The sequence below is a fragment of the Candidatus Rokuibacteriota bacterium genome (assembly GCA_016188005.1).
Classification (GTDB): Bacteria; Methylomirabilota; Methylomirabilia; order Rokubacteriales; family CSP1-6; genus UBA12499.
The window spans coordinates 98,162-108,992 of record JACPIQ010000007.1 but is presented as its reverse complement, the minus strand read 5'-3'; the positions used below and the strand labels follow the sequence as shown (position 1 = coordinate 108,992).

Annotated in this window: 11 protein-coding genes; 10 read left to right on the top strand and 1 reads right to left on the bottom strand. The window is 71.2% G+C overall.

Annotated elements, in window-relative coordinates; all coding sequences use genetic code 11:
- The 10 genes from HYV93_01690 to HYV93_01645 form a co-directional block, all read left to right on the top strand.
- On the top strand, window positions 1-681 hold a 681-nt coding region (locus HYV93_01690; protein ID MBI2524671.1), incomplete at its 5' end, for an HDIG domain-containing protein.
- A gap of 2 nt (window positions 682-683) precedes the next feature.
- Entirely contained in the window at window positions 684-1,478 is a 795-nt protein-coding gene (locus tag HYV93_01685) for a TIGR00282 family metallophosphoesterase (GenBank protein ID MBI2524670.1), read from the top strand.
- 11 nt (window positions 1,479-1,489) lie between these two features.
- Window positions 1,490-2,344 carry a bifunctional 5,10-methylenetetrahydrofolate dehydrogenase/5,10-methenyltetrahydrofolate cyclohydrolase gene (locus tag HYV93_01680; GenBank protein MBI2524669.1) on the top strand — a complete coding sequence of 285 codons (855 nt, stop codon included), beginning with the start codon at window positions 1,490-1,492 and terminating at the stop codon, window positions 2,342-2,344.
- A gap of 9 nt (window positions 2,345-2,353) precedes the next feature.
- Complete coding sequence (locus HYV93_01675) at window positions 2,354-3,709, top strand: exodeoxyribonuclease VII large subunit (protein ID MBI2524668.1); 1,356 nt, start codon at window positions 2,354-2,356, stop codon at window positions 3,707-3,709.
- Entirely contained in the window at window positions 3,690-3,929 is a 240-nt protein-coding gene (locus tag HYV93_01670; protein MBI2524667.1) for an exodeoxyribonuclease VII small subunit, read from the top strand. The genes HYV93_01675 and HYV93_01670 overlap by 20 nt, the downstream gene beginning before the upstream one ends.
- Before the next feature lie 20 nt (window positions 3,930-3,949).
- Window positions 3,950-4,819 carry a polyprenyl synthetase family protein gene (locus tag HYV93_01665; GenBank protein MBI2524666.1) on the top strand — a complete coding sequence of 290 codons (870 nt, stop codon included), beginning with the start codon at window positions 3,950-3,952 and terminating at the stop codon, window positions 4,817-4,819.
- Between the two features lie 223 nt (window positions 4,820-5,042).
- Window positions 5,043-6,329, top strand: coding sequence for a phosphopyruvate hydratase (gene eno, locus HYV93_01660; GenBank protein MBI2524665.1), 1,287 nt, complete (start codon window positions 5,043-5,045; stop codon window positions 6,327-6,329).
- A complete protein-coding gene (locus HYV93_01655) occupies window positions 6,326-6,607 on the top strand; it encodes a septum formation initiator family protein (protein ID MBI2524664.1) in 282 nt (93 codons plus the stop codon). Before eno ends, HYV93_01655 begins: the two co-directional genes overlap by 4 nt.
- A 9-nt stretch (window positions 6,608-6,616) precedes the next feature.
- Window positions 6,617-8,146: a glycosyltransferase gene (locus HYV93_01650; protein ID MBI2524663.1), complete on the top strand. Its 1,530-nt coding sequence runs from the start codon at window positions 6,617-6,619 to the stop codon at window positions 8,144-8,146.
- A gap of 128 nt (window positions 8,147-8,274) precedes the next feature.
- On the top strand, window positions 8,275-8,868 hold the full coding sequence (locus tag HYV93_01645; protein MBI2524662.1) for an ABC transporter substrate-binding protein: 594 nt from the start codon (window positions 8,275-8,277) through the stop codon (window positions 8,866-8,868).
- Between the two features lie 70 nt (window positions 8,869-8,938).
- On the opposite strand, the gene HYV93_01640 is transcribed toward HYV93_01645, so the two are convergent.
- On the bottom strand, window positions 8,939-10,594 hold the full coding sequence (locus tag HYV93_01640; GenBank protein ID MBI2524661.1) for a hypothetical protein: 1,656 nt from the start codon (window positions 10,592-10,594) through the stop codon (window positions 8,939-8,941).
- Window positions 10,595-10,831 lie beyond the last annotated feature (237 nt).

Sequence of the window (10,831 nt, the reverse complement as noted above, 5' to 3'; positions counted from 1 at the left end):
ATGGAGCTGCAGCTCAAGGAGGAGGGGGAGAAGGCCTGCTTCGAGGTGGGCGTGCACGGGTTCCACCCGGAGCTGGTCCGACTGGTCGGGCGCCTCAAGTACCGGACCTCCTACGGCCAGCACTGCCTGCAGCACTCCAAGGAGGTGGCGTGGCTGGCCGGGATGATGGCCGCCGAGCTCAGGGTCGACGTCAAGCTCGCCAAGCGCATGGGGCTCCTCCACGACATCGGCAAGGCGCTCACCCACGAGCAGGAGGGGAGCCACCCGGAGCTGTCGCTCCAGGTGCTGACCAAGTACGGCGAGTCCCCGCAGGTCATCAACGCCGCGCTGTGCGGCCACGAGAACGTGGAGCCCGAGACCATCGAGGCCGTCCTCGTGGAAGCCGCCGACGGCATCTCGGCCGCCCGCCCCGGGGCCCGCCGGGACGTCCTCGAGAGCTACATCAAGCGGCTCGCCAAGCTCGAGCAGATCGCCATGTCCTACAAGGGCGTGGAGATGTGCTACGCGATCCAGGCCGGGCGCGAGCTACGCGTCATGACCAAGGCCGAGATGATCTCCGATCTCGACGCCCACCAGCTCGCCAAGGACATCTCCAAGCGCATCGAGGCCGAGATGCAGTACCCCGGCCATATCAAGGTGGTGGTGATCCGGGAGACGCGCGCCGTGGAGGTGGCCAAGTAGCCATGGCGCGCCCGCTCACCGTGCTCTGCGTGGGCGATGTGTTCGGCGAGCCGGGGCGGAGGGCCGTCCAGGCGCTGCTGCCCCGGCTCCGCAAGCAGCACGAGGCCGACCTGGCGGTGGTGAACGTCGAGAACGCGGCCGCGGGGTTCGGCGTGACACCGCAGATCGCCCGGGCCTTTCTGGACCAGGGCGTGGACGTGATGACTTCCGGCAACCACATCTGGGACCGGAAGGAGATCATCGAGTACATCGCCAAGGAGAACCTGCTGCTGCGCCCCGCCAACTTCCCGCCGGGGACGCCCGGCACGGGCTCCATCGTCGTCAAGGCGGGCCCCCACAAGGTGGCGGTGCTCAACCTGATGGGGCGGGTGTTCCTCCCGCACCTCGACTGCCCCTTCCGGAAGGCGGACGAGGAGATCCCGCGGCTTCGCCAGGAGACGCCCATCGTCCTCGTGGACATGCACACCGAGGCCACCAGCGAGACCCAGGCCATGGGCTGGTACCTGGACGGGCGGGTGAGCGCCGTGGTCGGGACTCACCGGCACGTGCAGACGGCCGACGAGCGCCTGCTCCCCCAGGGGACGGCGTACATCACCGATCTCGGCATGACCGGGCCCGTGGACAGCGTGATCGGGGTGGAGCCGGCGCTGGCCATCGGCCGCTTCCTCACCCAGATGCCGAACAAGTTCGAGCCCGCGAAGGGCCCGGCCGCGTTGCACGGCGCCGTGCTCCGCATCGATGCGGACAGCGGCCGGGCGCTCTCCATCGAGCGCCTGCGCGTGCCGCTTCCAGCCTGAGGGCCCGTGCCGTGCAGCTCCTCGAGGGCAAGGTCGTGGCGGCGAAGGTGCTGGCCGCGGTCAAGGCCGGCACCGCCGATCTCCTGGCGCGCACCGGAGTCACGCCGACGCTGGCGGTGATCCTGGTGGGCGACGACCCGCCCTCGCAGATCTACGTCCGCAACAAGAAGCGGGCGGCGGCCGAGGCGGGCATCGCCTCGCGCGACTACCTCTTCCCGGGCGGGTGCTCGCGGGAGAGACTGCTCGGCACCATCGAGGCCATCAACCGGGACCCGGCCATCCACGCCGTCCTGCTCCAGCTGCCGCTGCCCAGGGGGATGGACGAGGACGAGGCGGTGAGCGCCATCGCGCCGGACAAGGACGCCGACGGCCTGCACCCGATGAACCTCGGGCGACTCCTGACCGGGGCGCCGGGCCCGGTGCCCTGCACGCCGGCGGGGTGCCTCGAGATCCTCGACCATTACGGCATCAAGCTCGAGGGCGCCGAGGCGGTGATGGTGGGCCGCTCCCGGCTGGTGGGCAAGCCGCTGGCCCAGCTGCTCCTGGCGCGGCATGCCACCGTCACGATGTGCCACACGCGCACGCGCGACCTCGCGGCCCATTGCCGGCGCGCGGATGTGCTGTGCGTGGCGGCTGGCCGCCGCGGCGTCGTGACGGGCGACATGGTCCAGGAGGGCGCCGTCGTCATCGATGTGGGGATTAACCGCCTCGAGACGGGCAAGGTCGTGGGTGACGTGGACTTCGCCTCGGTGGCGCCGCGGGCCTCCGCCATCACGCCTGTGCCGGGCGGGGTGGGCCTCATGACCGTCGCCATGCTCATGCGCAACACGCTCCTCGCCGCCACGCGCCAGACGCTCTCCCGGTGAGCGCGGGACGTGGCTGAGCGGGCGGTCTTCACCGTCTCCGAGCTGACCGCCCGCATCAAGACGCAGCTCGAGGAGGACTTCCCCGCGCTCTGGGTGCAGGGGGAGATCTCCAACCTCCGCCTGCCGGCCTCCGGCCATGCCTACTTCACGCTGAAGGACGAGGACGCGCAGCTCCGCGCCGTGCTCTTCAAGGGGCGCGGCAGGCGCGTGCGCTTCGACCTCGAGGACGGATTGCAGGTGCTGGCCTTCGGCGGCCTCGACGTCTACGCCGCGCGCGGGGAGTACCAGTTGGTGGTCGAGCTGATGGAGCCCCAGGGGCTCGGCGCGCTGCAGCTGGCCTTCGAGCAGCTCAAGCGCCGGCTCGAGACCGAGGGGCTCTTCGATCCCGCCCGCAAGCGTCCGCTACCGGCCTTCCCGCGCACCATCGGCATCGTCACCTCTCCGAGCGGTGCCGCCATCCGCGACATCCTCACCATCATCGGCCGCCGCTTCCCCGACGTGCACATCCTCGTGACTCCGGTGCGCGTCCAGGGGGAAGAGGCCCCGGCCGAGATCGTGGAGGCGCTACGGGCGCTCGCGGAGGTGCCGGGGCTGGACGTCGTCATCGTCGGCCGCGGCGGCGGCTCCATCGAGGACCTGTGGGCCTTCAACGACGAGCGGGTGGCACGCGCCATCGCCGCCTGCCCCGTCCCGGTCATCTCCGCCGTGGGCCACGAGACGGACGTCACCATCGCCGACTTCGTGGCCGACCTCCGGGCACCCACCCCTTCGGGCGCGGCCGAGCTGGTGGTGCGGGAGAAGCTCGCGGTGATCCGGTCGGTCGCCGACGCCTACGCTCGGCTCAAGGCCGCGATGGCGGGGCAGCTGGCCCGTCGTCGCGAGCGCGTAGAGGGGCTGGCGCGCCGGCGGGTCCTCAGCGATCCCGCTCGCGCGCTCCGCGACCTCCACCGCCGCGTGGACGATCTCGGGCTGCGCCTGCGCGCCGCGGGGCGAGCGAGCCACCGGCGAGTTGCTCACCGGGTGGAGCTGGCCAGAAACGCCTTGAGTTCACTGCACCCGTTGGCTAGGATCTCTCACGGGGTCGCCGTGCTCACGCAGCTCCGCGGGCGGCTCGCCTCGTCCGTCTCCCACCGCGTGACGGCCTCGCGGCACCGCCTCGCCGCGGCGGCGGGGCGGCTGGAGAGCCTCTCGCCCCTGGCCGTGCTGGGCCGCGGCTACAGCCTGACGCGGCTGGCCTCCGGGGCCGTGGTGCGGCGGGCGGCGCAGGTCGCGCCCGGTGACGCGGTGGAGATCCTGCTGGCCCGGGGCGTGCTCGGCGCCCGCGTCACCGACGTCAAGGAGCGAGATGAGCGACATCAAGTTTGAGGAGACGCTGCAGCGGCTCGAGCAGATCGTGGACACGCTCGAGGCGGGCGACCTGCCGCTGGAGGAATCGCTCCGGGCCTTCGAGGAGGGCGTGGGGCTGGCGCGGCGCTGCGCCCAGTACCTCGAGGCGGCCGAGAAGCGCATCGAGCTCCTGACCCGGGACGAGTCCGGTCTGCTCAAGACCGAGCCGCTTCCGTGGGACGAGGGGGCGCCTGCGTGAGCCTCGACGTCCACGCGTACATGAAGGAGCGGGCCCGGGCCGTGGACGAGGCCCTCGAGCGCTTCCTCCCCCCCGAGTCGGCGCCGCCGGAGACGCTCCACCGGGCCATGCGCTACAGCGTGTTCGCCGGCGGCAAGCGCCTGCGCCCGGTGCTGGTCATCGCCGGGGCGGAGGCCGTGGGCGGCGGCATGGACGACGTGATGCCCACCGCCTGCGCGATGGAGCTGATCCACACCTACTCGCTGGTCCACGACGATCTGCCCGCCATGGATGACGACGACGTCCGGCGCGGCCGTCCCACCAGCCACAAGGTGTTCGGCGAGGCCATGGCCATCCTGGCGGGGGATGCGCTGCTCACCCGGGCCTTCCGGCTGGTCGCCGAGAACGTCCGCCCCGGCATGGACGGCCGCGTGCTGCGGGACGTCCTCGCGGAGATCGCGGATGCCGCCGGCAGCGACGGCATGGTGGGCGGGCAGGTGGCTGACCTCGAGGCCGAGGGGCGCCTGGTGACCCCCGAGGCGCTCGACGGCATCCATCTCCGCAAGACGGCGGCGCTGATCCGCGCCTCGATCCGCGCCGGCGCCGCGCTCTGCGGTGCCACGGCGGCCCAGATGCAGGCGCTGGCGACGGCAGGGACGAGCCTCGGTCTGGCCTTCCAGATCGTGGACGATCTCCTGGACGTGACCGGCACGACGACCGAGCTGGGCAAGACGGCGGGCAAGGACCAGGCGCAGCGCAAGGCGACGTATCCGGCGCTCCACGGCCTCGAGGCCTCGCGCGCGCGGGCGGAGGCGCTGATGGCCGAGGCCTGCGGCGTGCTCCAGCCCTTCGGGCCGGCGGCCGAGGCACTCCGGGCGCTGGGCCGCTTCGTCCTCGACCGGAGGGCCTGATGCCCGCCCGATCGACGTCGCCATACGTCGTTCTCGGTCGCCGCGGATCCTCGGCGTACACCCACGTACACCTCCGGCCGGCGCCGGCTCGCTCCGCTCGCCAGCGTGTCCATGGCCGCTCGCCTCGCCTGCGGCTTCGGCTCGCACTGCGGGGCCTCGTCTGGCTCGTCACTCGGCCGGGCATGGTGGCGGAGCAGTCCGTCTCGGCGCGGAGGGCCTGACCGTGTCAGAGATCCGCACGCTCCACGCCCGCGAGATCCTCGACTCCCGGGGCAACCCCACGGTGGAGGTCGAGGTCTGGCTCGAGTCCGGCGCCTTCGGCCGCGCCATGGTGCCGTCCGGCGCCTCCACGGGCAAGCGCGAGGCCGTTGAGCTGCGCGATGGCGACAACGCCCGCTACCTCGGCCGGGGGGTGCGCCGCGCCGTGCAGGGCGTCATCGAGGTGATCGCCCCCGAGGTCGAGGACATGGAGGCCTCCGAGCAGGCGGCCGTGGATCGCGCCCTGCTCGAGCTGGACGGCACGCCCAACAAGTCCGCGCTGGGCGCCAACGCGCTGCTCGGCGTCTCGCTGGCCGTGGCCCGCGCGGCGGCCGACGACGCCGGGCTGCCGCTCTACCAGTACCTGGGCGGCCCGGGCGCGCGCGTGCTGCCGGTGCCGTTCATGAACGTGCTGAACGGCGGCGCGCATGCCGACAACGGCCTCGACGTGCAGGAGTTCATGCTGGTGCCCGCGGGGGCGGGCTCCTTCGCCGAGGCGCTCCGCGCGGGCGCGGAGATCTTCCACGCCCTGCGCAAGCTCCTCAAGGACCAGGGGCTCTCGACGGGCGTCGGTGACGAGGGGGGCTTCGCGCCGACCCTCGGTGGCACCGTGGAGGCGCTGGACTTCGTGCTGCGCGCCATCGAGCGCGCCGGGTACCGCCCGGGCGAGGACGTGCTGCTGGCGCTGGACGTGGCGGCCAGCGAGCTCGGGGAGCACGGCCGCTACCGCCTGCGTGCCGACCGGGCCGAGAAGTCCAGCGAGGAGATGATCGCGCTCTACGAGACGCTGCTCGCGCGCTATCCGATCTGCTCGGTCGAGGACGGGCTGGGCGAGGACGACTGGGAGGGCTGGCGCGCGCTCACCCGCCGGCTCGGGTCACGGATCCAGCTCGTGGGCGACGACGTGTTCGTCACCAACCCCGCCATCCTCCAGCAGGGCATCCGCGACGGGCTCGCCAACGCCATCCTCGTCAAGGTGAACCAGATCGGGACGCTGACCGAGACGCTGGAGGCCATCGAGCTGGCCAAGCGCGCGGGTTATGGCACCATGATCTCTCACCGCTCCGGCGAGACCGAGGACACCTTCGTGGCCGACCTCGCCGTCGCCGTGAACGCGGGGCAGATCAAGACCGGCTCGCTGGCGCGCGGGGAGCGCATCGCCAAGTACAACCAGCTCCTGCGCATCGAGGAGGAGCTGGGCACGGCGGCGGTGTGGCCGGGCCGGGCGGCCTTCCGGGGCGGCGCGCGGTGACCGGGCGGGTGGCCGTCGCGGGGTGCCTGGCTGCGGGGGCACTGCTCCTCCTCGCCTACGGGGGCTCGAGCCTCGCGCGCGTCTGGCAGATGACACAGGAGGTGGAGCGTCTCGAGCGCGACATCGCCGCGCTCCGCGCCGAGGCCGGCCGCCTCTCGGCGGCCATCGATCGCCTGCGCAGCGATCCCGACTACATCGAGCAACTCGCCCGTGAATCCCTCGGACTCGTCAAACCCGGCGAGAAGGTCTTCAAGCTGCCCCCCACGCCCGGAGGCTGAGGTCCCCTCATGGAGCTTCTGATCCCCGCGTTCTTCTTCGTCGCGCTCCTGCTCAACATCCGGGCGGCGTTCAAGCTCGCCCTGGACTGGAAGGGCATGCTCACCACGGTGCGCTTCGTCCGCGAGGCCTACGCCCGGCTCCCGGAGCTGCCCACGGAGGCGGCCCTCGAGCGCGCCGCCGCGGCACCCGTGTTCCTACACCTCGTCCCCGCCTACCAGGAGCCCGAGATCGCAGGCACGGTGGGCGCGCTGGTCGCCTCCCGGTACCCGAACGGCCGGCTCCACGTGGTGGTCGTCACCAAGGAGGAGGAGGACCGCACCCCGCACCCCGCCATGGAGGCGAGCACGCGTGAGCTGGTACGGCGGCTGCGCGCGAGCCTCCCGCCCTGTCAGCAGCGGCGTCTGTTGCATGTCGCCATGCCCGGACCGGGGCGCAAGGCACACCAGCTCAACTGGGCGCTGCGCCCGGAAATTCTGCGCGAGGCGCTCGGCGAGGACGTGCCAGCCGAGCAGGTGTTCGTGGGCGTGAGCGACGCCGATTCCATCCCCCATCCCGACACGTACCGCTGGATCGCCCAGCGCGAGATGGCCGGTGCGGGTGCCCTCGCCTACCAGGGTGTCACCGTCTCCCTCGCGAACTACGCCGCGCTCGACATCCGCGGAAAGATCTGCGCGATCCAACAGTCCTCGATCTTCATCCGGGTCTCCATCGCGCGGCTCATCAACGAGGTCCGCCGCGTGCGTTTCTTCGCCCGCCTGCGCGAGCGGGCCCCGCGGCTCGCGCGCGTGCTCCGCCCGGCCTTCGAGCTCTTCTTCCGCCGCTCCCAGATCTGTCTCGGCCACAACCAGTTCGTCCGCCTCGACGTGCTCCGTGCCCTCGGCGGCTTTCCCACCTCCGGCGCCACCGAGGATTCCACGCTGGGCTACGCGCTGGGCGCGCGCGGGGTGCTGATCCAGGCGATGCCCATGGTCGAGCTGACCGACCTGCCCGAGACCTCCGAGAAGGTGATCCGCCAGAATGCCCGCTGGTACCTCGGCGTCCTCGACGACATCGCCTTCCTGCGCCGCACCTGGCGCGAGCGGTCGACACCCTTCAACCTGGCTCAGCTTGTCCGCCACGTGGGCAACAAGGTCGTCGAGTGGCCCGTCGCGGCGCTCGTCTATCCGCTCACGGGCTGGCTCGGCTGGTACCTGGCCTACGTCTACCGCCAGGAGCACCCGACGCTGTTCTATCTGGCGATCGGCGCGCCGACGCTGTCGCTGCTGCTGACGGTCTGGGTGGGGGGCATCGTTACCCAGACGCTGATCGAGGAGCTCCACCCCTTCCTGCCGCGGTCCGTCGATCTCCGCCGGAAGAGCCTCCAGGAGAAGCTCCTCGGAACCTTTCGCTGTCAAACCTACTGGCTGCTCGCCACTCGCGCGTCGTGGCGAGTCCTCTGGGCGCTGTGGTGGAGGGGCCGCTATGAGGCCGCCAAGACCGACCGGATCTCCGCCCGGCGCTTGCCCTCGACGCTCCGCATCGAGGGGCGGGCTCCATGAGACCCGGCCGGGTGCCGGGATCGCGCCCCGGGCTGGCGACTCAGGGTCGTGGGGTGCGGGAAGGGCGGGGGCCGCTGGCCCGAGGAGCGCGGAGCGCCCTCGGACGGGCCAAGAGAGGAGGACCCCGAATGCGTCGATGGCTCGTCGTGACGGGCCTGCTCGTCGCGCTCCTCGCGCTGGCCGTCCCGGGCCAGGCGGCGGGCCCGATGCAGCAGCTGCAGCAGTACACGGACCGCATCATCGCCATCATCGAGGATCCGAGACACAGCGGTCCCGACGGACGGCTGGCGCGCCGGGCCGCCGTGCGCAGCGCCGCCGTGGAGATGTTCGATTCGGTGGAGGCCGGCCGGCGGGCGCTGGGAATCCACTGGACGAAGCTCACGCCCGACGAGCAGCAGCGCTTCGTGCGGCTCTTCGTCGACCTGCTGGAGCGCGCCTACGTGACCAAGGTCGATCTCTACGGCGGACAGCGCGTGCGCTACCTCGGCGAGTCCGTCGAGGGCGATCACGCGACCGTGCGGGCCCGGGTCCTCACGAAGCGGGGGACGGAGGTGCCGGTCGAGACCAAGATGCTCAGCCGAAGCGGCCGCTGGCTGGTCTATGACGTCTTCGTGGAAAACATCGGCCTCATCGCCAACTACCGGGCGCAGTTCGACCGGGTCATCCGCACCTCCTCGTTCCAGGAGCTGGTCCGGCGGCTCGAGAAGGCCCGCGACGACTGACGGCACCGGGACGGCCTGCTTGACTCGACCGAGCGGGTTGGCCCGAGACCGGCGGACTCCCAGACTTGGGCTAGCGGAAAGAGCGAGTCAGCTCGAGCCGGAGGAGATGGTCCAGGCCGTTATTGCCGACCTCGAAGTCCCGGTTCTCGACGTCGCTGACAACGTACTGGCCGAACACGGAGTAGCGCTCCCAGAAGCGGTAGGAGACATCGATGCCCCCGCCGAGCCGGCGCTGCCGCGGAAGGGCCGCCCGCGCGACCGTGCTTCCGACCTCAGCCCGCTCCAGCCCGAATCCCAGCATGAAGTTCTGGCCGAAGCGTTGCGTGACGCGTCCGAAGGCACTCGTGCCATCGGTCCCGACGAAGTGGGAGATGACGTTGCCGCGCGTCCAGTACCCGCTGTAGAACTGATCGTGAACATAGGAGCGTGATGACGTCGACACCCACTCGAACCGGGCGTCGAGCCCCTCCCGGCCGAAGAGCCCGAGCAGATGGATGCCGGCGAGCCCCCCGAGTGTCCTCCCGTTCGGAAGGACGTTGGACGTGAAGAAGTTGTCGTTGCAGCAGGTATCGTCCCACGAGAATTCCCCGTAGAGCCGCAGGTCCCGGCTGGGCAAGAGGTACCGGTCCACATCGTGGAACCTCAGCTCCCCGTCGATCGCGAAGAGGTTGTTGTTCCTGAATTTCACATTCGGACCCGTCCGCACGTCGCCGGCGGGGGGGTCGAAGAGGATCTGTCCGTACGCGCCAGCGTCCGGGCGCGGGCGGTCGTCGCCATCGAACATCACCGCCCGGCTCAGCCCGAGCTCGAGGGCGCGGACGGGCGAGATCGTGCCCCGCATTCCCGCGAGCTTGGCGCGAGGATGGTCGCGGCGCTCCTCGAGCTGCGCGAGGAAGAAGAGGAGCTTGGTCGGCCCCACCCACTCGCCGACCCAGGGCAGCAGGAACGGCTCCGCCGAGGAGAGGCGGATCTGGTCCAGGGGGGCCGCATTGTTCGAGAGGATCAGGGATCCGTTGAGCCCGGGCCCCCACCAGAGACTGTCGCGGCCAACCAGGAGCTCGATATTGTAGAGCGTGAGCTTGGCATAACCGGTGGCGAGCCGCGCCGCGCCGTACTCCTCGTTGCCGAGGAGCTGTGGCTGCGCATAGAAGGTCAGGACACTGCCGACCTGCAGGCGGGTATCGAACGTCGCGAGTCCGTTGGCCCCTTGCTCGACGGCGCGCCCCTGGCTGTTGAGCAGCGAGAAGTGGCGGCTCGCCCAGCCGAGACCGACCTGGGCCTGATCGATCGGCACGAAGGACACCCACGATGTCCGGGCGGCCGCCTGATCCCGTCGGAGCGCCCCGAGCTCCAGGAGCTCAGGGCGCAACTCGTCCATGAGCCGGTCGAGCACGGGCTCGAGGTCACGGCGCCCGTTGTAGGTCCCCGCTTCGTCGCCGCGAATCTTGCGGATGGCGCCCGCGACGATCCGCGCGGCCTCGATACGGCTCAGCGGCTTGGTGTTGAGAAGCGTCCGATCGGTGAGCCCGCTGGCGACTAGGCGCTCGAGGTCGTCGTAGAGGGCGTGTCGGTGGAGAGCGAACCCCCCCCAGTTCTTGAGCGGCACGTTCGTGCGGTCCTCGGCATGGAGCGCGCCGGGGAGGAGCGCGGGATGGGCGAGCAGTGCGACCGACAGCGCGAACAGGCGGAGCGATCGCCAAGGCCGGGCAGGGCGCGCGCGGGGCATGCGACTAAGATACGAGAACGATCGGAGGACGAAGCAACATTTCCACGCCGCACGCCCCGACCACACGATCTTGTACTCATTCGGGGAGGAGACGCACAAGTGGTGGGAGGGGGGGTGTCGCGAGCGATGGCGAGCGCGCCACGCTCTGTGGATTCCCAACGCCCCGAGACGCCCCCCGCGCCGAAATCCCGGGGGGCAGCGACCAGCGACTGGTTGGTGGAGATTTTGTCGCTGGGG

Coding starts and splice junctions, on each gene's coding strand:
- HYV93_01685 (MBI2524670.1), top strand. CDS start 684: ATGGCGCGCCCGCTCACCGTGCTCTGCGTGGGCGATGTGTTCGGCGAG.
- HYV93_01670 (MBI2524667.1), top strand. CDS start 3,690: ATGAGCGACATCAAGTTTGAGGAGACGCTGCAGCGGCTCGAGCAGATC.
- HYV93_01665 (MBI2524666.1), top strand. CDS start 3,950: ATGAAGGAGCGGGCCCGGGCCGTGGACGAGGCCCTCGAGCGCTTCCTC.
- HYV93_01650 (MBI2524663.1), top strand. CDS start 6,617: ATGGAGCTTCTGATCCCCGCGTTCTTCTTCGTCGCGCTCCTGCTCAAC.
- HYV93_01645 (MBI2524662.1), top strand. CDS start 8,275: ATGCGTCGATGGCTCGTCGTGACGGGCCTGCTCGTCGCGCTCCTCGCG.
- HYV93_01640 (MBI2524661.1), bottom strand. CDS start 10,594: ATGCCCCGCGCGCGCCCTGCCCGGCCTTGGCGATCGCTCCGCCTGTTC.